General features: G+C 36.0%; 23 protein-coding genes and 1 pseudogene. 12 read left to right on the forward strand and 12 right to left on the reverse strand.

The window, feature by feature from the left end:
* Positions 1-3 precede the first annotated feature (3 nt).
* The 8 genes from K2F26_RS22685 to apcB form a co-directional block, all read right to left on the reverse strand.
* Complete coding sequence (locus tag K2F26_RS22685; protein WP_220609593.1) at positions 4-2691, reverse strand: type I secretion system permease/ATPase; 2688 nt, start codon at positions 2689-2691, stop codon at positions 4-6.
* On the reverse strand, positions 2640-3398 hold the full coding sequence (locus K2F26_RS22690) for a foldase protein PrsA (RefSeq protein WP_220609594.1): 759 nt from the start codon (positions 3396-3398) through the stop codon (positions 2640-2642). The genes K2F26_RS22685 and K2F26_RS22690 overlap by 52 nt, the downstream gene beginning before the upstream one ends.
* Before the next feature lie 270 nt (positions 3399-3668).
* Complete coding sequence (locus K2F26_RS22695) at positions 3669-4427, reverse strand: TIGR00297 family protein (protein ID WP_220609595.1); 759 nt, start codon at positions 4425-4427, stop codon at positions 3669-3671.
* A gap of 167 nt (positions 4428-4594) precedes the next feature.
* A complete protein-coding gene (locus tag K2F26_RS22700) occupies positions 4595-5056 on the reverse strand; it encodes an RNA-guided endonuclease InsQ/TnpB family protein (protein ID WP_246605460.1) in 462 nt (153 codons plus the stop codon).
* A 95-nt stretch (positions 5057-5151) separates the two neighbouring features.
* On the reverse strand, positions 5152-5304 hold the full coding sequence (locus tag K2F26_RS22705; protein ID WP_367890316.1) for a hypothetical protein: 153 nt from the start codon (positions 5302-5304) through the stop codon (positions 5152-5154).
* Positions 5305-5455: 151 nt separating this feature from the next.
* Positions 5456-5584, reverse strand: a complete 129-nt coding sequence (locus tag K2F26_RS25255; RefSeq protein WP_302850033.1) for a hypothetical protein — start codon at positions 5582-5584, stop codon at positions 5456-5458.
* A gap of 3 nt (positions 5585-5587) precedes the next feature.
* A complete protein-coding gene (locus K2F26_RS22710) occupies positions 5588-6433 on the reverse strand; it encodes an Rpn family recombination-promoting nuclease/putative transposase (RefSeq protein WP_220609596.1) in 846 nt (281 codons plus the stop codon).
* 458 nt (positions 6434-6891) lie between these two features.
* Positions 6892-7401: an allophycocyanin subunit beta gene (apcB, locus tag K2F26_RS22715; RefSeq protein WP_220609597.1), complete on the reverse strand. Its 510-nt coding sequence runs from the start codon at positions 7399-7401 to the stop codon at positions 6892-6894.
* A gap of 629 nt (positions 7402-8030) precedes the next feature.
* On the opposite strand from apcB, the gene glnA reads away from it, so the two are divergent.
* The gene (glnA, locus tag K2F26_RS22720; protein WP_220609598.1) at positions 8031-9449 is read left to right on the forward strand and encodes a type I glutamate--ammonia ligase; all 1419 of its coding nucleotides are present in this window, start codon (positions 8031-8033) and stop codon (positions 9447-9449) included.
* 318 nt (positions 9450-9767) lie between these two features.
* On the opposite strand, the gene gifA is transcribed toward glnA, so the two are convergent.
* On the reverse strand, positions 9768-9968 hold the full coding sequence (gene gifA, locus K2F26_RS22725) for a glutamine synthetase inactivation factor IF7A (protein ID WP_194056272.1): 201 nt from the start codon (positions 9966-9968) through the stop codon (positions 9768-9770).
* Positions 9969-10392: 424 nt separating this feature from the next.
* Between gifA and K2F26_RS22730 the strand changes: the two genes are divergently transcribed.
* The gene (locus tag K2F26_RS22730) at positions 10393-10677 is read left to right on the forward strand and encodes a hypothetical protein (protein ID WP_220609599.1); all 285 of its coding nucleotides are present in this window, start codon (positions 10393-10395) and stop codon (positions 10675-10677) included.
* Between the two features lie 177 nt (positions 10678-10854).
* On the opposite strand, the gene K2F26_RS22735 is transcribed toward K2F26_RS22730, so the two are convergent.
* A complete protein-coding gene (locus tag K2F26_RS22735; protein WP_220608157.1) occupies positions 10855-12462 on the reverse strand; it encodes an IS1634 family transposase in 1608 nt (535 codons plus the stop codon).
* Between the two features lie 203 nt (positions 12463-12665).
* Here K2F26_RS22735 and K2F26_RS22740 point away from each other — a divergent pair.
* Positions 12666-13088 (forward strand): annotated as a pseudogene (locus K2F26_RS22740) (class I SAM-dependent methyltransferase); the annotation flags it as partial.
* 696 nt (positions 13089-13784) lie between these two features.
* On the opposite strand, the gene patX reads toward K2F26_RS22740, so the two are convergent.
* Together patX and K2F26_RS22750 are read right to left on the reverse strand one after the other, a co-directional pair.
* Positions 13785-14021, reverse strand: a complete 237-nt coding sequence (gene patX / locus K2F26_RS22745; protein WP_194056276.1) for a heterocyst-inhibiting protein PatX — start codon at positions 14019-14021, stop codon at positions 13785-13787.
* Between the two features lie 101 nt (positions 14022-14122).
* Positions 14123-15871 (reverse strand): FAD-dependent oxidoreductase, encoded by a 1749-nt coding sequence (locus tag K2F26_RS22750; protein ID WP_246605461.1) that lies wholly within the window; start codon positions 15869-15871, stop codon positions 14123-14125.
* Between the two features lie 169 nt (positions 15872-16040).
* Between K2F26_RS22750 and K2F26_RS22755 the strand changes: the two genes are divergently transcribed.
* The 9 genes from K2F26_RS22755 to K2F26_RS22795 all read left to right on the forward strand — a co-directional run bounded on the left by K2F26_RS22755 (position 16041) and on the right by K2F26_RS22795 (position 22527).
* A complete protein-coding gene (locus K2F26_RS22755) occupies positions 16041-17288 on the forward strand; it encodes a serine/threonine-protein kinase (protein ID WP_220609600.1) in 1248 nt (415 codons plus the stop codon).
* 127 nt (positions 17289-17415) lie between these two features.
* Positions 17416-17559: a hypothetical protein gene (locus K2F26_RS22760; RefSeq protein ID WP_220609601.1), complete on the forward strand. Its 144-nt coding sequence runs from the start codon at positions 17416-17418 to the stop codon at positions 17557-17559.
* A gap of 287 nt (positions 17560-17846) precedes the next feature.
* Positions 17847-18380, forward strand: coding sequence for a COP23 domain-containing protein (locus K2F26_RS22765; RefSeq protein WP_220609602.1), 534 nt, complete (start codon positions 17847-17849; stop codon positions 18378-18380).
* A gap of 19 nt (positions 18381-18399) precedes the next feature.
* On the forward strand, positions 18400-19227 hold the full coding sequence (locus K2F26_RS22770) for a DUF2887 domain-containing protein (protein ID WP_220609603.1): 828 nt from the start codon (positions 18400-18402) through the stop codon (positions 19225-19227).
* 74 nt (positions 19228-19301) lie between these two features.
* The gene (locus K2F26_RS25260; protein WP_367890353.1) at positions 19302-19682 is read left to right on the forward strand and encodes a tetratricopeptide repeat protein; all 381 of its coding nucleotides are present in this window, start codon (positions 19302-19304) and stop codon (positions 19680-19682) included.
* Between the two features lie 210 nt (positions 19683-19892).
* Positions 19893-20180: a BrnT family toxin gene (locus tag K2F26_RS22780; protein ID WP_220609604.1), complete on the forward strand. Its 288-nt coding sequence runs from the start codon at positions 19893-19895 to the stop codon at positions 20178-20180.
* Positions 20161-20382 carry a hypothetical protein gene (locus tag K2F26_RS22785; protein WP_220609605.1) on the forward strand — a complete coding sequence of 74 codons (222 nt, stop codon included), beginning with the start codon at positions 20161-20163 and terminating at the stop codon, positions 20380-20382. The genes K2F26_RS22780 and K2F26_RS22785 overlap by 20 nt, the downstream gene beginning before the upstream one ends.
* Positions 20383-20721: 339 nt before the next feature.
* Positions 20722-20931: a hypothetical protein gene (locus K2F26_RS22790; RefSeq protein ID WP_220609606.1), complete on the forward strand. Its 210-nt coding sequence runs from the start codon at positions 20722-20724 to the stop codon at positions 20929-20931.
* Between the two features lie 348 nt (positions 20932-21279).
* Positions 21280-22527 (forward strand): inorganic phosphate transporter, encoded by a 1248-nt coding sequence (locus K2F26_RS22795; RefSeq protein WP_220609607.1) that lies wholly within the window; start codon positions 21280-21282, stop codon positions 22525-22527.
* The last annotated feature ends 412 nt before the right edge of the window (positions 22528-22939 follow it).

Genomic DNA, 22939 nt, shown 5'->3' on the forward strand with positions numbered 1-22939 from the left:
CCCTTAAATATTCATCTGTTGTCGTTGATAAAGTGACCAGTACAAACCCTTTTGTTGTAATAAACCTGTGTGTGTTCCCCGTTCTGCAATGATACCTTTTTCCATGACTAATATTAAATCTGCACGTTTTAAAGGTGCAAAACGATGGGCAATTAAAAACACGGTGCGGTTAGCAGAAACCTTTTGCAAATTTTGTAATACTTGCTGTTCTGTTTCACTATCTAATGCACTTGTAGCTTCATCTAAAATCAAAATTGGGGCGGTAGAAAGAAACATTCTTGCTAATGCAATACGTTGTCTTTGTCCACCTGATAAAGCTGTGCCTCTTTCACCTACATTAGTTTCATAACCGTAAGGTAATTGACTGATAAAATCGTGTGCTACTGCTAATCTGGCAGCTTCTACAACTTGTTCGGCGGTAATATCTGGATTTCCTAAACTGATGTTTTCCAAGATAGAACCGTTAAATAAAAAGTCTTCTTGGAGAACTACAGCAATTTGTTGTCTTAAAGAAGCTAAATCACAACTTTTCAGATCAAAACCATCAATTAAAATCCGTCCTGATTCTATTTGATAAAGTCTTTGCAAAAGTTTGGAAAGGGTACTTTTACCAGAACCACTGCGCCCGACAATACCCACAAATTGTCCTGGTTTGATATCAAAGGAAATTCCTTTTAATACAGGTTCGGTGTTAGGACTATAACGGAAGAAAACCTGCTCAAAATTAATTTCACCTTTGAGGGTTGGTAATACTAAACCTGTTCCTGCTTCTGCTTCTGGTGCAGCGTTAAGAATATCGCCAATTCTATCTACTGATAATAGCACTTGTTGGAGATTTTGCCATAATTGTACTAACCGCAATAATGGTCCTGTCACTCTTCCTGATAACATTTGAAAAGCGATTAATTGACCTACTGTAAGTTGCTGATCAATGACTAATCTTGCCCCAAACCACAGTATTAACAATGTAGAAAAATTAGTGAGAAAATCACCAATGTTACTGCTAATATTGGAAGTTGTGGAAGCTTTAAAACCAGTTCTAATAAACTTAGCAAATAAACCTTCCCAGCGTTCTCTAGCTACTGGTTCTGCTGCATGGGCTTTAACAGAATGAATACCTGTAACCGTCTCTACTAAAAATGATTGACTGTCTGCACTGCGGTTAAAAGTTTCGTTTAGCCAATTTCTTAAAATTGGGGTGGCGATAATTGTTAAAGTGGCAAATAATGGCAGAACAGCTAAAGCGACAAAAGTGAGGGGAATGTTGTAATAAAACATCAATCCCAAATACACGACAGCAAAGATACTATCGAGAATTACTGTTAAAGCTGTACTTGTTAAAAATTGGCGAATTTGTTCTAATTCTTGAACTCTAGCGACTGTATCACCTACTCGGCGAGATTCAAAATAAGCCAAAGGTAAACGCATTAAATGGCGAAAAAGTTGGGCTGATAAACTCAAATCTAAACGCCGTGCGGTGTGGGTAAAAATGAAGAGTCGAAGAGTACCCAGGAGAGCTTCAAATATGGCGACTAATAACAGGGCGATCGCCATGACATCGAGAGTAGCTAAACTCTCCTGCACCATCACTTTATCAATGATAACTTGGGTAATTAATGGTGAAGCTAAACCCAATAGTTGCAAAGTGAAGGAAGCTAATAATACCTCACCTAATAATTTGCGGTATTTCCAAACTGCGGGAGTAAACCAAGAAAGATTAAATTTCTCTTGTTTGGAAATTAATTCTACTTGCCATAATTTCCCATCCCAACAAGATTCTACTACTGATTGGGTGAAATATTCACATTGATAATTGAGAGGATTGGCAATAATTAAACAATTACCTTTCATCCCATAAGTTACAACCCAACTGCTAACTTTTTCCGATTTCCATAATAGTAAAGCCGGAAAAGATAAATGTCGTAATTCACCCCAATTTACCTGCAATTTCCGCAAAACTAACCCTAATTTTTCTGCGGTTTCTATGACATTTTTGGGGCGTTGTCCCCGCAGTTGACGTTGTACCCATTCTAGTTGCACACTATTATTTAAATATTGTGCCACCATTGTTAAACAAGCAGCCGCAGTATTTCCATTTGTGACAAAAGGATAGTTAGAAGGATAGTTAGAATGATAATTAGAAATTGCAGTTTTTGATGATGAAGGTAAAGATAAATAAGATGTCGTCAGTGAAGTAGATATTTCTTCTTTTTCCCTGTTTTCACTGTCACCTGTCACCTGTTCCCTTTCACCTTTCCCATGCCAAAATTCATCAATTTGAGGATGAGAAAATTTTTCCCACAGTGATGAGTTCCAACACACAACTACAACTTCTTTACTAGCAGCTACAGCTTTACAATTAGTAAATAACTGTTGCAAATCACCAAACCAATCTCCATCATTTAAGGTGGCTACAGGTTTACTTTCTTCATCCCGTAAACGGACTTTACCAGTGACAATAAAAAACTGATATCCTCCTGTTTCCTGTAACCAAATTTTTTCGCCAAGTTGATATTGACGAATTTCTAATTCATTGGTTACTTCTGTTTGTTGTTCAGGAGTCAACCAGCACAATGGCGGTTTTTTCCAAGGTAAAGTATCTAGCGAATTTATTGGTAAAGTTTGATAGTTCAGAATATTTAACTCACTTGTAATTTTACTGTCAGGTTTTGAATTTTTTCCCCTAGCCATTTCTCAAATAACTCATGTTGTAGTGATTGTTTTAGTTGAGTATTTTCTAAAGTTGCTGGTAGAATGTTCTCTAATCTAAACAAGTTGAAATTGCCTTCGATTTCTATCGGTCCTATCAATTGTCCAAGGTTAGCTGCATCTACAGACGCACGCAAAATATCTGGTAAACTACCCCTACTAATGGGACCCATCATACCGTTAAAGGTTTTTTCATCTGCTAAGGAATACTCTTTTGCTAGTTGCTCAAAACTACTTCCTTCTTCAATTTGAGTGTGTAATTCTTCTGCTAGTTCTCGGTTATCAACCATAATCCGAGAAAGTACCACTCGATCTAAATAAATCTTCCTTTCAATAAAGTATTCTGGTAATTTTGGATCTGTAATTACCGCTTTCAGTTTTTCTAATTTAAAACTAAAGGTGACAGATTCATAAAATGTAGCGTAATCACTACCATTATTTTGTAACCATGCTTGGAATTGTTCAGGATCTGTAAGTTGATTTTTTAACCGAAAATCAATAATTGCCTGTTCAATTAATGCTGTACTGATATCTATATCATCTCTGTTTTTTAGTTCTTTTTCTAAGACATATTGACGCAGAACATCGCTGATAAACTGATTTAGTTTACCAGAAACCTGTAAATACTTGACTACTTGATAGAGGTCGATTTGCTCGTCGTTAATTGTAAAAAATGATGAAGATTCCATGAAATAAATATGAGGAAAATCCTAAAAATCTATATAACTTTTCCATTAAATAATAGATAAAACCGTAGGAAAATAAGGTTCAAAATGATAAAGATTTTATGAATTAGTTAGTGAAAAAATAAATAATTAATAAATAATTATAAAATTTACCTACAATCTATAAATAGTAAGTGCAACTTTTTACACATTTATTATGGTTGTGGTGCAGTAATAGTAATGAAAAAAAAACAGCAAATTTGCTGTTTAAAAAGTTGAGTTATTAGTAAATTTTCAAACAAATATCATTTGCCAAATAACAGCCAGGATAATTGCTGCAACTGCCCCAATTAGGGTATTTAAGATATTGACAACTTCGTTGGTAAGCCAAGTATATTTAGATTGCAATGTTGCACCAATGACACTTTCTATATTTGTAGCGATAAATGCTGCAATTACACACCAAACAATTCCTATGATATCAATTAAATTTACACCCCAACCTATAAGGGCGATCGCCACGGATGCGATAATACCCGCTAAAGTCCCTTCTAAACTCACCGCCCCTTCTGTACCTCTCGCTACAGGTTGCAATGTGGTAATTAAAAAGGTACGTTTACCGTAGGCTTTACCCACTTCGCTGGCAGTTGTATCTGATAATTTGGTGCTAAAACTCGCTACATAGCCCAAACATAGCAAAAACTTCCAATCAGGTATAAGCCACACTCCCAGGGCGCATAAAGCCGCAATTAACGCCGAACCCCAAACATTTTCAGGACCCCTTGCACCAGAGCGTTTTTCTGCAATTCCTTGGGCTTCTTTTTCTTTCATACCGATGCGGGTAACTCCCGAACCGACGATAAAATAAAACCCTACCACTAAATATCCTGGCCAACCCAGTGTTCCCCAAACTATTACACCCAATAACCAAGCATGGAATATTCCCGCCGGGGTGAGTAATTTTTTAGGAATAATTGCCACTATCCCTAATAAAATAGCGTTTAATCCCATTCCAAATAACCAGGGATTGATGTCATTAAGTAATGATAACATTGGTAATTAATGATGAGTATTTTCAGTTTTTTATGATATGGAACTACTTTTTTGATATGTGACAGTTAGGGGTGCAGAATGTGGGTTGATTCTACTAACTACATTTGTCTGTCAACAAACGATTTTTTTTTACATCTCACCAGAGTTCAGAAATTTTCTCAATTCTCTTATAGCTCAGATTTAGGTTTATATCCTGTCGGGAGAATTTCATAAGTTTTCAGCCAACCAATGACAGGAACTTTTACCTTTCTGTAGTCAATTTTTATTGACCCATCTAAGGTAAAAGAATCATGTCTCCCTTTTTTCTTAAACTTAGGAAATCCTTGACTTTTTTTCAAGAAGGCTTTCAAGGCATCTGAGAGATATCTTAATGCGTATTGAGGGGCGCATTTGGATACGTCATAATACCAAGGATGGGTAGATTTAATGGCTGCTACTAACCATTTATGTAAATCTATGGCTGTGGGAAATTTAATCTTTTCTTGAGGATTAAGTTTGTTATGTAATAATACCTGCTGACCAAGTGCTAATCCTTGATTCCAAGCGTGTCTAGCTACTCCTGCGTGTTGTGCTAGTAGTAGTCGTTGTTGCTTGTTAACCTTGAGTTGGGTCTTGAATCCTAGTAACATACAAGTATTTTACTGTAATTCTGTCATCAAGAGCAGATGAGTGGAAATTTTAAGCAAATGTTAGTATTTGTTAGTATTAGTTAATAAAACAGTAACTAGCTACTAACCCCATTTCGATATTTTAGTCTTGGAATTGTGCGATCGCCCCGTTGTTGACATAAAGTTTGATACTCTTCCCATGTTCCAGGTATCCGCACCACAGCACCGGGAGGAATTTGGGTTTTTTCTGGTGATATCAGAGCAAACATAACTTAACTTATACATCAGTAAATAATTATAGTTTTATTTTAAAGAATATTAGCAACAAGCTTGTAATTGTAATTGTAATAGTTTATCAACATCCTGAAAATCCTCAAATCCTGGACATCCTGATTCTGACAATTATGATTCTGACAATTATCAAAAAAAGTAAACGCACCTTGCCAAAATAGCCAAAGTGCGATCGCCATTACCAGAAAAATCAAAATCCTGAAAATCCTCAAATCCTGGATATCCTGATTCTGACAAATTCCATCGATCAACTATCATCTATTACATTGACATTTTCTCCACAATCTTCCTCACTTCATCAATACTTAAATTCAAAACCTGAGCAATTTGTTCCTGACTTAAACCCAATCCTACCAACCCAGGAACAGCTTCTAATTTAGCTTCGAGTTTTCCTTGTTCTAAACCTTGTTCTAAACCTTGTTCTAAACCTTGTTCTAAACCTTCTTCTAAACCTTCCTCACGTGCTTCTTGATAAAATCTGGTTTGTTTTAAATCACTTAGTCCAAACATTGATTCTATTTCCTCCCTATTCATTCTTGGTAGTTTGTAAATTAGAATTGTCTCGATGATGTCTAATATTTGTTGTTGTTTTGCTTGAGACTTTACCTCTTGTTTGGTACGATTAATTAATCCCCTAGCTTGAGTAATAGCTTTTTCTTGATTGGTAATGATTAGTTTAATTGTAGCAATCCCAATGGGTAATGATGTCGTCTCTTCAATCTCATCTAAATAAATCACTCTGACTCTTTGACTGAGGAAAAATTCCTCATAGTGCTTGATATCACTTGTGTCTGTACTACGAGTCGGGTATATAATTACTCCTTTCCAATTACTGCTAGGTTTATTTTGACGGATATAAATAAATAATTCTGCAAAAAATCTATTGTACAGGTCTTCATCAGGCTGAAATTGCACTTCTAGGAAGTAGATGGGGTTGTCTGTGGTTTCGTGAGGTAAGAAAACCCCATCTATTCTAAAAGCTGTTTGTTTAACTTCAATGGATGAAAACTCATAATTTTCGGCTAATTCGGGAGATTGACCTATAAGTTCAAAAAAAATACTTGGTATTTCTTGAAATAAACGATAGAATATAGTGTCTGTTTTCATTAATTTTATATTAATCTTACTGGGCGGTATTTTTACTGTCCTTTTTTTTATTTTATCATTACCAGATTACTATCCTGAATAAACATCCTGTACATCCTTAAATCCTGTACTTCGTGATGCTGACAATCATTAACAAAAATAAACGCACCTTGCCAAAATAGCCAAAGTGCGATCGCAAATTTTATCCATGAATAATCAGGGTTTAGCGATGCTTAATGGCATCAACTTAGGTTGCAGAGGGCTGATTTGTTTAGCTTCCACACCCGCCATGAAATGAATTATGGCTAATAGTCAAAGTTTACTAAAGTAAACTATAAACTCTTATGTATTTCTAATCATCTTGAGATGACTTTTGCTATTAGACTGGGAATTCATTCCCAGTCGGGTTATTGGTTTTACGTTAGGTTATCGCTTTCACGTTAAGTCCACACCAATAGCTAAACCCCTACATTCCTTTATTAAACATCCTGCTCACTCAACTCACGAGTCATATAATCAAAAGGCTCATCCACAAAAGCAGTATTAGCGACACCCGCAGCAGCAGCTTGTTCCTTAGCAATATCCTTCATAATTTGGATACCACGCACAGTAGAACTAATGGGAACACCCAAAGAATTGTAAGTTTCCCGTAACCCTTGCAACACACGCTCATCCAATACATTCATATTAGCTGCAACCAGCGCATAAGTAGCATAGCGTAAGTAGTAATCCATATCACGCAAGCAAGCAGCATAACGGCGAGTTGTATAAGCATTACCACCAGGACGAATTAATTCAGGTAATTCCTCAAACAACTTAGAACCAGCTTGCTTAACAATAGCAGCCGCATTAGCATTAATAGCCGCCGCAGCTTGCACTCTAGCTGTACCAGTTGCAAAATAAGACGCAAGACTATCAATCGCATTCCGGTCAAAATATTTGCCAGCTACGTCATAATTCTTAATTAAAGTTGTAACTGCATCGCGCATTCTTGTTTCTCCCAATTGTTACTATCTATGGTTTGATATTAATTTGGTTGCACAGGACAATGCTCTTGCACCTGTAAAATTTTGTGCCATAGCCATAAAATAGTTGCGGCACAAAAGTATTCATCCATTACATAAGGATTCTAAGCCAAAGTTGACCCCGATAAGATGAAGTTTCTTGTTTTGTGCAGATTTAGCAAGAAAGGTTAACATAACCTATAAACCAGACAATCTGTAACAAACAATACAAAATTATCTTATCTCTACTCTTTACGATATTTAAGGTGGTGTGTCAAAACTTGGGTTAATTCACCCGGTCTACTAGCCAATTATGGTAGTAAATTGGTGACTATGGATATATTTTATCCCAGTAGAGACGTTATACATAACGTCTCTACATCTAGTTGTAGTAAGCAAAAATTATGACTGTCATGGTCTGGCTACAACTAATTTCAGGAAAAAGCGGTTAGATTGACCGTGTTCGCCTGTGGACTAAATAGTACCTATACTTTTAGGATGAAACAGGAAGAAAAAGCTGGCTTTTGTTAGCAATAGTTAGCTTTTTTATATCAGTTAAGATGCTTTGGCAGAAATTGGGTTTATTTTAGGAATTGGCTACAGAAGGAGTAACAATGACAACGCCACAAGAAGTCTTGAAAATGATTCGGGACCAAAACATTCAGATGATCGATCTGAAGTTTATTGATACACCAGGAACTTGGCAGCATCTCACGGTTTACCATAACCAAATTGACGAAAGTTCATTTACCGACGGTGTACCTTTCGACGGTTCTAGTATCCGGGGTTGGAAGGGTATCGAAGAATCTGACATGACAATGGTGTTAGATCCCAACACAGCTTGGATCGACCCTTTCATGGCAGAACCAACTCTAAGTATTATTTGTAGCATTAAAGAACCACGCACAGGCGAATGGTATAACCGTTGTCCCCGTGTGATTGCCCAAAAAGCAGTAGACTATTTAGCCTCTACTGGTCTTGGTGATACAGCTTTCTTTGGTCCTGAAGCGGAATTTTTCATGTTTGATGATGTTCGCTATGACCAAACTGCCAACGAAGGTTACTATCATGTAGATTCCATCGAAGGTCGTTGGAACACAGGTAGAAAGGAAGAAAAAGGCAACCTGGGTTATAAAACACGCTTCAAAGAAGGTTATTTCCCAGTTCCCCCCACAGACACCTTCCAAGACATCAGAACCGAAATGTTGTTGACAATGGCGAAATGTGGCGTACCCATTGAAAAACAACACCATGAAGTAGCTACCGGTGGTCAGTGTGAACTTGGTTTCCGCTTCGGTAAGCTGATCGAAGCTGCTGACTGGTTAATGACTTACAAATACGTCATCAAAAACGTGGCTAGAAAATACGGTAAAACCGTTACTTTCATGCCTAAACCTATTTTTGGTGATAATGGTTCTGGTATGCACTGTCACCAGTCCATTTGGAACAATGGTCAACCTTTGTTTGCAGGTGACAAATATGCTGGCATGAGCGAAATGGGTCTTTACTACATCGGTGGTATCCTCAAACACGCTCCAGCTTTATTGGCTATCACCAACCCCACTACAAACTCTTACAAACGTCTTGTACCTGGTTACGAAGCACCTGTTAACTTGGCTTACTCTCAAGGTAACCGTTCTGCTTCTGTACGTATTCCTTTAACTGGTGACAACCCCAAAGCTAAACGCTTAGAGTTCCGCTGTCCTGATGCTACTTCTAACCCCTACTTAGCTTTTGCGGCTATGCTTTGCGCTGGTATTGATGGTATTAAGAACAAAATCCATCCCGGTGAACCTTTAGACAGAAATATCTATGAACTGTCTCCTGAAGAACTAGCTAAGATTCCTTCTACTCCTGGTTCTTTGGAATTAGCTTTGGAAGCATTGGAAAATGACCACGCTTTCTTAACTGAAACTGGTGTATTCTCAGAAGACTTCATCCAAAACTGGATTGACTACAAGCTTGCTAACGAAGTTAAGCAAATGCAGTTGCGTCCTCATCCTTACGAATTCTTCTTATATTACGATTGCTAATTGCAAGCTGTATAGCGGTTTTCGTTGTGATATCAAACGCAAAAGGAGTACAACCTACTTGTACCCCTTATCAATTTTTAGCCACCTCAGAGGGTGGCTTTTTTATTCTTCAATTTGACTCAAAAAATAGAATTAGAACAAGTCAGGATATTTACTATTTTTAGAGATTCCCCGGCAGTCTATGGGTAGATATGGGTGGAAATAAACAAAAAACAGAAGTATTTAGATAAAAATAACATTGCCTCAAAACTCTTGCTTTTTGCCTCTAACCTTGCCATCACGACAATTTTTAACACCTATCTACTCAAATCAAGACTGTTAGCTCATCGCTGCATTACTCCGGCTATAAAGTGTTTGTGTAGTGGGATCTACCTTCCCTTGAATGGGATTCCAATAATGACATAGTTCTTGGGGAAGACCGAGTTCTTGTGTAGCACGCATCAGCATGGATTGTTGACGGTTCTTAACTTGCTGATGTTGACGTACCATTAACGCGCGGGATTTTTCTTGAATAGACATATTTTTGTCCTCTCTAGTTTTTAGTAATAGATGTTTTAGATGATTAACTTTTTTTTTCGCCTCACATATTTATAGTACCAAAAATTCTGTAACTTACAATACTGAATCAAGTTTTTGTTACAAAAATTTACAAATGAGGCGATCGCTGTTGCGAAAAATTAATAAAACCAAAGGCTGTAATCATTCCCTAGCAAGATGTTTAAGCCTTTAACTTGATAGATGTCTCTGAACATTTTGATCAGCAGAAAATGAGTATTTATGCTGGGTTCAGGTGGAAAACTGGCAATTGAGAACAGACAATTTAGGTTCTGTTTCAATTCTGTCTACTTGTTGCCATCAACCTACCTCCATGAGAAAAAAGACTTTATTTTTGACATTTCGTTACATAAAATAATTAAAGTCCACAAAAATTAATGGATTATTTATGTTTAATAACTTAACAAAGTTAACTTATCAAAGCTTTCAACAAAGCAAAAGCTACTTTAGTGTCGGTCACAAACTCCTGAGTACACAGTTGAAAAACCTGCTTTACCCCACAGTAGGCCAGATGAAACCAGCATCTCCAGAGGCGATCGCCAAATTACAAAACAGGTTAAACCAGCTACTAGAAGCAGATTGGCAAGATAGCCAAAAAGGGATATACCCTGAAAGTGTCTTATTTGATCCCACATTCCGCACTTCAAAAAGTAGCATAAACAAACTACATTGACGGTAAATTAAAACTTATGGTTTGAACAATTACGTATCAATGTAAAACAAAATTATGGACACACAAAGTTGAGCTTTAGAAGGTGTTTAAAAGCTATTGCAATAACAATATTTAATTCAAGGTGTGGAATCAGTTATCAAAAAGATAACCGATGAAATAGTAAAAATAGAGAGAAAACTAAGATAATAAATAATATTTTTGACAAGTAGTAGGTAGGAATTGCAAGATATGACAATGCGACTCCGTTAAATTAAGAATTCGTTGAAATCCTTGTGCCATCAAAAGATGAATACCTTGAAAGCACTGAAATATCCATCTTAATGTGGGAGATTCTGTAGGTTTATTCAGTTGGTTTTTAACTGTGGCTTTTTGTGCCTTCAATGACATTCTTAATTGTCTTTGTCCTAAATTATAAACCAAAAGACATAATGCCATTAACATCATCATTGTCTCTACTCTTTGGGGATTTTTCACAAACAGACTATCCGCGAAAAATAACGGGTCTTTGATAAATCTAAATCCTCTTTCTGTAGATTGTTGTTCTTTATATATTTTGAGGATTTCTTCTGACTCTAACTCCTGAGCATCCAAAATATTGGTGGCTAAAATAAATCTGCCACAAGAGTTTTGCTGTTGTGTAATTAACTCCTGATTTTCTCTTAATTTACATTTCACTCTATAAACTGCTGTTTTCCCTTGATTTAATGTCTCGGTAATTCGATAGTCTGATATTTGATGATATTTTAATTTAGCTGTTATTTCTTTGATTTTCAACTCGGCTAAAGATTTATCAGCAAATTCTTCCTGTTCTAATTTATCTACTTGTTTGTTAGCTTTTAATAACTCTTCTTGGATTTTTTTGTCTAGTTTATTTAAGTCTGCTTTTTTTCTCTCTACGCTTTCTACTAATAACCATCTTTGCTCTATTCCTCCATAAGATACTTTCTCTTCGATATAGCTATAACCTTTGATTTTACAGGCTTTCATTTCATTATTTATGGAGGCTTTCACTAAATTTTTTGCTTTTTTAATGGATAATGGTACTCGACTTATCCATTTCATGTTTGACATTAATTTTAAATTACTTTCGCTATATAATGCACTGTCAGCCACCATGATACTTTCAAAATCTATTTGTTTAGAATATTCTACTAAGATATGAGCAAATACTGCTTTATCTGATTCGTTTCCTGATGCCCCTCTAAAAAATAATGGTATATCCCCATCACTACTTACTATTAAATCTAATATACATTGTTTTAGGTCTGGGCGATGGTCACGAGAATATCCTTGTGTAATCATTATTGGATGTTCTCGATTTATTCCTAGTTCTTTCTCTAGATTATTTACGCAATTCTTATATTCCCCGTGTAAATGTAATGAGCTTGAGTCTAAATGGGAATATTTTGTGTCTATTCCATATTTCTTTACTACTTCTAAGGCAATGATTAAGAATAGTTTAGTTAATCCATATTTATAGAGTTTATCCATGACTCTACCTATTTTATCGTCGTTTAAATCTTCTGCTTTTATTCCTGTTCCTATTAGATGTTCTACGGCTTTGTCTTTAAAGAAATCTGGGAACAAATATAGTGGTCTTGATACAAAGCCTAGTCCATTGAGAATGATTGCTTTGACTACTTCTCCTGTGTTTACTTTCTCTCTGATATCTATTGAAAATATCTCGTTGATTTTTTCTACTATTCCTATTTCATCTATTATTCCTGCGATTATTCCTAAGTGATCTATGTTTTTACTCTCAATTTCTTCTGTTTGGTAATTCATATTATGAAGGCATTTTTAGGTACTTCAGTCTCATTCTCTCATTTTTTCCTGAATTTATTCTCAATGCCTTATGAGTTTCTCTTTAGTAGTCAAATGGGAATTAAAGTCTATATTTTTACTTTCTTGATTGCGTATTTATGTTTAACACTCTATGCTGCTTATGATACTTGTATATGTACTACATTTTGAAGTGCGGAATGTGGGATTTATCACCAGCTTATTTGCGGAAAGCTAATCAAATATTATCTCAAAATCCCGGTGAATTACCTCAACTTTTGCAAGCAAATGCCGAAGAATTACCTTATCTAGATAATTATTTCCATGCTGTAACTTCTGTTTTCTTCTTCCATGAGTTACCAGCAGCAGTGCGTCAAACAGTTATTGAGCAATGCTTTCGAGTCACCAAACCAGGAGGAGTTTTTATTATCTGTGATTCAATTCAAATGAGTGATTCACCAGAATTAGCTAATATGATGAATGGTTTCCCCAAAATGTTCCATGAACCATACTACAAACATTACACTACTGATGATTTAGTAGAACGGTTAGAGAAAGCCGGTTTTGAGAATATAGATACACAAATTCACTTTTTGAGCAAATATTTTATTGCTTATAAACCAGCTTAAACCAAAGCCGAAATACTCATTGTGTTCAGGATAATATCAGGAAAATAACTGCTAACAGTCCATCACACCAATTTGGGATTTGAGATTTTGAATTAATAGTAGAAGCAGAGTCACAAATCCTATTCACTACTCTTAATAGATGTGTGAACCTGCCTCTAAACTAATCGGCTGTTCCATGAATTTCCAACAATACTCAATATTCCAACTGGCTTTGTATCACACCAAATTTGACGGGTTCATCACAGCAAGAACAATCCTATTTTCACCGTGGTTTTCTCCCTTACTTCTTCAACTTGTAGATACTATAAGGAACACAAAAGCGGTTGAAGAAAGGCGGATTAGTACCTATATGATGCACTAAGTCCGAATCTACGCCAGGTTTACCACAATTACCGGATGTTTTTAGGAAATACTCAACTGTTGATTATTTGTGCATTTGTGTAGTGCTGTAACTGTTTAAGTCTCTGCCAGAGAAGATCAAATCTGGAACTATGACCGAGTTATGTAGTGCTGTAACTGTGTATATCTCTGTCAAAGAAAATAAAATCTGGAACTTTGGATGAGCGATGTAGTGCTTTAACTGTCTATGTCTTTGTTCTCTCACTTGTGTCAAGAACGATAAACACCCAGTCATTCCCTAACTTGATTGCTTTGCTGATAACGAATTCTCCTAAAAGCAGTCTGAAGCTATGAGGGTTAAACAAAGGAATGGATATTGCTAAAAAATTCCATTGACTCTTTGCGTCCACTACCGCGATGAGGTGCTGGCTGTTCTGGTTGGTTGGGACCGGGTTTAGAATTGTCCGCAAGTAGCTTTCCTGAACCAAAATTAGCAATCAGCATATGAGAAAGGCTAGTGAAATCTGCTTCGTGGTTAAAAGCTAAGGAGCCGAATACCAGACTCGATACTAAAAGTGAAATGGCAGCACGCATAGTAGATGTCTATTTTAGAACTCTCTACTTCACTGATACTTAGCTTTGATCTAAAGATCCGGACAATTTGAAAAAAAGTATTGTATTTAACTGCAAAAAAATCAATTTGATACTTCGTCGATATATTCGACAAGTAGCCAGTTTCCAGATGAATTTGCACGACCCCAAACTTTGAGCTTTTGATTTTGGCTCAAGACTTGCAATTGCTCATCTACAGATGATTCCAAAGTTACAATCTGCCAAGTCTTAGGTAATAATTCTGTTGGGTTTGTGATAGTAAATCTGTAATCTTGTTGCCCTAAGCAATTAAAAATTCCTATGAAACAATCAAGATTTAAGAAATCACACTGATCAACCGATAAAGCAGGACAATTACCATCTATAGGATAAGTTTCTGGTTGATTCAAATAATGAATTTGCCAGTTTAACCATTCCGGATGATAGATTGATAAATTGAACAAGGGAACAATAGCTGTGGGAGATCGCTCATCTGTCAATAAAGCTGTTTGCAGCATCCTGACTGGTAAATTTCTGGGCTGACAATTTAACTCACAACAAAGAGCAGCGGCCATCCCTGCGGCTTGACCAATACCCATAACTACAGGTTGCAGTCTAGTTGCTCCATTAGCAATGTGAGAGACAGAAATATTCTTCTCACACACCAGCAAACCATCCGTAGATTTGGGAATCAAACAACGATAAGGAATAGTAAAGGGCGTTCCTGTCCAACGTCCACCCCAGCGAATAGATTTAGGTTGTAGTGAGAACTTAACACCCGGATAATGGTGATCATTGGCGTAGTTTCCAATAGCAACCGCATCATCAAACTTAGCTGCAACTCGACCGTCTGCAATGGGCAGAATATCTTGCTCAGAGACAGTAACAAGTCCCTCTAAGCGGCGACTTTCCCGAAAATAGGGATGAAGTGCAAAAGCTGGAGAGAGACTAGGAAAAACTCCTTCGGCTAAACCGTAGCGTCTACCAAGGTGAGTTTGAATATAATGGGCAAAGTTTTGACTATGCCAGAAACATTCTTGATAAAACTCACGTCTTGCTATCTTTGACTCTAGCAAACGGTTGGCTTTTTGGCCGTAGTCATTGCCACAAATCGGCCAATTGATCATAAACCAATTGGCGGGCAATCGTCCATAGTTTAAAAATTTTTCTGGTCCATAATTATCCCAAGCCCCTGCAAACAAAGATGGATCATAATTAGGCGCTCTGGGAATTTCTGGTGCGCTACATTCCCCAAAATCCTGCATGACTACTACATGAGTCGGTGATTGTACAGAGTATTTTTCCGTCAGATCATTAAAACTTTCTGGGGCGCTGGGTTCTCCATACTCTGACTGGAGTTCCCATCCCCAACGGTAAGGAACATCTCCTAAAGCTAATACATCGCCTAATTCTGTACCATCAAGAATCACTTTGGCGTAAACTGTGAAATCTGCAAAGCGGACACCTGCAATACAATCTGCGTTGCGTAAAACTTCTAATGGTACTTTCCCGGAAATCCATTGCAGATTCAGTAATTCTCTCACCCAGTCTGCAAAAATTTCTGCACCTATATGGGGTTGATAACTAAAAAAACTCACCCAACTATTATCTAAACCTCCGGGTTGTTTTTTGCGTAATTCATTAAGAAATGAACCCCATAAACCAATTTTAAAAGATTTTAATTCGTTGCCATCAGGAGCAGATACGCCAGCAGAAGTTAACATTCCACCCAACCAAGAAAACTCACTGACAAGAATAGTTTTAGCACCTCTGCGTGCTGCTTGAATAGCGGCCGCAGTTCCACCGGTTCCCCCACCGACGACTAAGACATCAGTTGTATAAATTTCATTCATTATGATTTTAGTTTTTACCAGTTAGTTATAGATCCCCGACTTCTTTAAGAAGTCGGGGATCTGAGTATTTGTGATGTAACATTTATTTGACAGGTTTATTTTACAGCAAAATTGCTCTTGTTTTAAAAATTCTGGATTGGCATAAAAATTTACAAAATTACACATCAATATGAATAACATTTTACCCATTGGTGCTATTCTCCGAGATCGTTATCAAATCCTAGAAATTTTATCTACTAAAACCGGATTTGGTATTACCTATAAAGTTAGAGATCGAAATCATCCCTATCAAAGAATTTTAGTTATCAAACAACTTAAAAAACCGACACCTGAAAGTTTAAAGATTAAACATTTACCAAAAGCAGAACAACAAGAGAAAATTGATCAAGTTTGGGCTAATTATTTACGACTTTTTAGAAAAGAAACCCAAGCATTAGCAAACCTGGGGGAAACATATAATCAAACTCCTACCATTCATGAACGGTTTACAGAATTAGGAGAAGAATTTTATGTCCAGGAATATATAGAAGGAAATGCTTTATCGGCAGAAATTAAACAGGGTCAGAAATTATCAGAAGAACAAGTTAAATCTTTGTTGATTGAGATTTTAGAAGTTGTTGAATATATCCAAGACATAACTAATAACAAAAGTTATACAGTCATTCATCGAGATATAAAACCAGAAAATATTATTCGCAGAAAAGCAGATCATAAATTAGTGATCATTGATTTTGTTTTAGTTAAAGAAGTAACAGTTCCAGGAACAAAAATCGGCTCAATTTTGGGAGGAACACGGGGATATATTGCACCGGAAATTGCATTAGGATTAATATCTTTTGCAAGTGATATTTATTCTATAGGAATGATTGGAGTTTTTGCAATCACGGGAGAAGATCCTTCTTTTACACCTAACTTAGCTAAAAATTGGCAAACAAAAGTAAATGTTAGTGCTGAATTTACTGATTTTTTAAATAAAATGATTTGTGAAGATTACAAAGATCGGTTTCAAAATGCACAGGAAGCGTTAACAGCATTGAAAACAAATAAACCACCTATACCCACTCCTCAACCAACACCACCACCAACACCTTCTATTCCCTGGAAATTGATTAAATTAATGATGATGGGAATTTCAGGAATTATGTTAATAATTGGTGTAGTTATCGGTGTAATTGCTATTTTACCGAAATCTGATAGTCAATTAATAGCAGATGGTAAAGGAAAATCAGGACAATTAACAACAACAGATAATAAGGAATTAGGAAGTGGTAAAAATATTGATGTTTATACTTTTAAAAGTGAGAAAAGACAGTATTTAACAGTGGAAGTAGTTAGTAATAATTTCCGTCCTATTTTTACAATGCGGAACCCGCATTTCTCACAAACAATGCGATCGCAATCTATAGAATCCTTATAGAGAAGCGGTTTCGGGCATTTTTCATAGGGCTAATTTTTGACACAGTGTGAAAACCCAGAATCCAGATGTTATAAGGGTTTGAGGATCTTGGTGAGAAATCCGGGGGAAATTAGATAATGATACTTTGATGAAAGTGGAATATGTGGAGAATAAAGATAATAATTTCACCGCTTCTATTATGGTAGAAAAGGGTGATTATGAATTGAAAATTAAACCAAAAAATGACAGTTTAGGAGATTATGTAATTAAAGCTTGGGTGACAGATATGTAGGGGTAGCGCCCCCGTGCCTACCCCTATTTTTTGGGGCAACCACGGGGGGTTTGCCCCTACCTTTTTTTATCTCGTTCCCAGTCTCCAGACTGGGAATGCTTTGATAGAGTCTCTGACTCGATACAAACGGAAGTCAGAGACTTCCTGTATTCATTCCCATAGAGAGTATGGGAACGAAAGAAATGGGAGAACTCAATTAAACAATTATTTACAAAAAATTTATACAATAACATCATTAAAATATACTATAATACAAGTAATAATTCAATATACCCAAAATTGCTATTATGAAAAGTTCTCAGTGGTTGTTATTTATCAGTTTGTTTATTGTCAATCTTATATTAACAGGATGTAAAGAACCGGAAAAAGTGGTTTTCTCCTGTGAAACAGACAACAACGGAGAACACACAACCAAAGTTAAATATCAAAACCAAACAAGAGATTTAATAGTGTGGAAACGCACCGACTTTGTAAAAGCTGGGTTTCCTCCACAACGGAGATGTGAAGAAGTCACACCAAAATTACAAGATGCTTATGATAATGGAACTTTGCCAACTTTAACTTGGGGTTATACGGAAGCTCAAAATAATGTTAATAAAAGATTTAAGTCTTTATGCACGACTACAGAAAAAGAATGTCATACTTTGATTTTGACATTATTAGAATCAGATGATGCTGATAATGAATTGAAAAAATTTACTGCGGTGTTAAATGGTGATGCTTCCAGCGCATATCAAAATTCTTCCGACTGTAAACCACCACAACAAACAGGTGCTAATTTAACTTGTACTGTTGATATTTTCAAGGTGTTTAATAAATAGAGAGGAAATAGCATCTACCATGAGACGGGATACAATTTTTTATCAATTATTCAAACAATTTCCCAGTTTAATATTTGAACTGGTAGACGAAAAACCACCCACAGCAGCAGAATATCAATTTGACTCTATCGAAGTCAAAGAAACAGCATTTAGAATTGATGGAGTATTTTTACCTCCAGATCATGCTAATCCGAAAATAGCATTTTTTAGTGAAATTCAATTTCAGAAAGATGATGACTTATATCATCGGTTCTTTACGGAAATTTTTACATTTCTCTATCGTCATCAAGTGAGGTATGATAACTGGTATGGTGTGATAATTTTTCCATCCCGGAGTTTAGAACCATCTAATTACCTAATTCATGATGTATTGGTAGATAGTTACAAAGTCAAAAGAATCTATTTGGATGAGTTAGGAGATTTAGAAAACCAACCTTTAGGAATAGGGTTAATGTTGTTAACTACTACTCCTGAAGATAAAGCAATAGAAGCGGCTCAATTTTTACTGAGAAAGACAAAAAATACAGAGGTGGACATTTTTGAGCAAGAAGCGATAATAGATTTAGTAACGAAAATCATTGCTTACAAATTCAAATTCAGTCGAGAGGAAATAGAAGCTATGTTAATACCAACCGAAGAACCTAGAGCAGTTAGAGAATGGAAGGAAATAGGATTAGAAACTGGAGAGAGAAATATTGTGATGCGACTATTAAACCGTCGTTTTGGTACAGTTTCTCAGGAGTTATTAACTAAAGTTCAAGGGTTAACTAGAGAGCAAATAGAAACCTTAGCTGAAGATTTGTTAGATTTTTCTGTTGTGTCAGATTTGGAGAAACGGAAGTTTTAGGATGTAGTTTAGGTTTATCTATTCCAACTTTTTTATCTAATCACCAGGAAGGTGTATGGCACTTATCTGAATCTATATTAAATGTTGCTAAAAATGAACCAAAATCTTATTTTTATCGTGGTGTTGCTTATGGTCAGCAAGGAAAAACAGATTTAGCTATTGCTGATTTTTCTCAAGCAATTAAAATCAATCCTCTATATGCAGATGCTTATCTTCATCGTGGAAATAGATATGATGATAGGAATAAAATAGTTCAAGCTATTACTGATTATAATCAAGCCATTAAGATTAATAATAAATATGGAAAAGCATACTTGGCTAGAGCATTAGCTAATATGAAAAACGGTAATAAATTGGAAGCAATTAAAGATTTAGAAACTGCTAAACAACTTTTTCAACAACAAAATGACACTAAAGGATATCAAATAGTACAGGAATTTTTGAATAAATTATAACTTATATTCTCATCCCTGAATTTACCTTCTATTCTCCATCAATGCGTTAAACTAATCAAAAACAACCAAACTAACACCACAACCACTAGCTGCTTCTGCTAACCGAGAATCAAGAATTGTTAATCATGTATAAATCTCTATAGCAGCTAACAAATAACACCTCAACATCAAGTATAATTTTAATGATAAAAATTTGAATGATAGATTTATATGAGGGTAGAATTTGAATGGGATGAAAATAAAGCGCAAATAAACATCAACAAACATGGCGTTAGTTTTGAGGAAGCAAAAACAGTATTTGATGATCCATTTGCCTTGATATTTGATGATTTAGCTCATTCTTTCGGAGAAAAAAGAGAGATTATTATTGGTTATTCAAATCAAAATCACTTACTTTTAGTTTGTTTTACCGAAAGAGAAAGTAATTTAATCCGTATTTTTAGCTGTCGTTTCGCTACTAAAAAAGAGAGACAAGACTATGAACAAAACACCAATTAATCAACAAGATGATTTTGAATCAGATGATTTATTACCAGAGTATAATTTTGATTATACAAAAGCTCGTCCTAATCGTTTTGCCACTCCCTCAGAAAAGAGAATTACCGTAATTCTTGATCCTGATGTCGCTCAAGTTTTTCAAACATCAGAAGCGGTGAATCGTGCTTTACGTTGTTTATTATCTGCCATTCCTGAAAAATAAAGGTTTAGCAATGCTAAACCCCTACTAAATTTTGCGTTTATTTAGTCATCTTTAGATGACTTTTGCTATGAGACTGGGAATTCATTCCCAGGCGGGTTATCGGGTTTATTGATAATTCATTAAAAGTACCTCCAAAAACTGAAATAGCAGAACAAGCTCTTTTATTTCAGCAGTTAGCTAATCTATCGATCAAAGATGCTCCACACTTAGCTTGTGCGGTTTCTATTCAAGCCGATTTTTTCTTAACTTGTGATGATAGTCTCAGAAAACAAGCTCAGAAATTAGAATTAGCGATCGCCATCATGAACCCAATTGACTATATTAGGAATAACGAAACCTATGGAAATAAATAATATCATGGATGATACAGAAATAAAAATCAAAGGTATCAAAGCACTATATGAATCTCTTGGTTCAGCAGCAGCTATGCGTTTTTTGACATTGCTACATAAAACCCCTACTGATTATGTAGAAATATCAAAAACAATATATCAAGATCAAAGTATTGATGAAATTTTCGCTAGAGCAAAACAAAATTGGCAAGATTAATTATATGAATATTAGGGGTTTAGAAATACTAAACTCCTAAAATTGCAAACACAAATAAATTATAATAAAAATATTAATGTAAGTTGCTAGTTAGGTAAACTGTCTGAATCAGGATGTCCAGGATTAAAGGATTTACAGGATAAAAACAGAGATTTTTTTACCAAATCAATATTCAATTAGTTGGCAAGTTCAGCCTAAAACCCTACATTTAGGGTTGAATGAAGATAGTAAAAATATTGATTTATCGAAATAATAAAAAAGAGCGATCGCATTATTTAATAATACTATCAGTATAGATTTTATGGTACATGAGCATAAAATACATAAAGTACCATAATCAAGAGTTTAATGATTATAATCGCTTTTTTATCCTTATACGTCGCCTTTAACCTGGGTGCAAACGACGTAGCAAACGCAATGGGAACATCCGTAGGATCAAAAGCTGTCACCCTGACACAAGCCATCATCATCGCCGGCATCTTAGAATTTACAGGTGCAGTATTATTCGGACATGGTGTAACAGAAACACTAGGAACAAAAATAGCTAACCCCGACTTATTCATCACCACACCCCAAACCCTAGCATTAGGGATGATAACAGTCCTCATATCAGCAGGGGTATGGCTACAAATAGCCACCTCACTCGGTTTACCCGTTTCCTCATCTCATGCAGTCGTCGGTGCGATCGCTGGTTTTACCTGGGTAGCATTAGGAAAAAACGCCATAGATTGGTCATCAATAGGTTTAATTACCATTGGTTGGATATTAACACCAGTCATCAGCGCCACCATCGCCGCTTTTTTTTACAGCCTTATTCAAAAATGGATATTATCCCAACCTCATCCCCGCTTACAACTACAAGAATGGATTCCCTGGTTAAGTGCAATTTTACTAAGTATATTTGGTGTAATAGTTCTGCCCACCTTAACCCAACCACTGACAAAGTTTTTAAGTGAGAAAATCGGTTTAAACATCCCCTCCCACGACATCCCCATATTTACTGGTGCAATAGCCGCAATAGGACTTACAATCTATAACTGGAGAAAATTAGATTTAACCACAATCCAAAATCCAAAATCTAAAATCCAAAATCCCATAGAGCAACTATTTGCACGCTTCCAGCTATTAAGTGCTTGCTTCGTCGCTTTCGCACATGGTGCAAACGATGTCGGAAATGCGATCGCACCTTTAGCAGTAATTTCCTACATCAACCAGACAAATACCGTCCCCAACAATGGGATAATTATCCCTATCTGGATTATGATCCTTGGAGGTACAGGTATTGTTGCAGGTTTAGCCATCTGGGGTAAAAAAGTCATCGCTACCATTGGCGAAAATATCATTTCCCTACAACCCAGTAGCGGATTTTGTGCCGAACTCGCCACCGCCGCCACCATCTTACTAGCTTCTCGGTTAGGTTTACCTGTATCTACTTCCCACGCCCTTGTGGGTGGTGTAGTGGGTATTGCAATGGTACAAAACCTCAAATCAATTAAATTTCAAACCCTCCAAGGGATAGCCGCAGCCTGGGTAATTACAGTCCCCATCAGTGCTGTAATCAGCGCCATAATCTTCAGTATTATCCGGATCATCTGAAAATGCAAATGAAATCTGTGAAGATTCTTGCTTAATGCTTATTATTTGAATGCAATACATTCTCGACTAAAAAAATTAAGTAAGATTACTGTTTTTTTTGCAAAAAACTTTCGGTGATGTACTCCCACAGCAAATGCAAATCATGGACAATTGAAAACTGCCATCTTATGCAATTATCTATAAATAGTATATTTTTGCATAATTGTGGGCAATTTATTAAAATATTGAATAGGAGATAAAAATCTTCTACTTTTCTCAAAACAATATTTTAAATTCTCAAAGTAACGGAAACTGTCACGCAATTTACACTTCGCATAAATTTTGGTTTTTAACAACCTACCAATCTGCAAGGCTGTGAAACAGTTATCAGTGAACAGTAAACCGTGAAGAGACTGACAACTGATAACTGATA

Origin of the sequence: Sphaerospermopsis torques-reginae ITEP-024 (assembly GCF_019598945.1) — a bacterium.
In the GTDB taxonomy this organism is placed as follows: Bacteria; Cyanobacteriota; Cyanobacteriia; order Cyanobacteriales; family Nostocaceae; genus Sphaerospermopsis.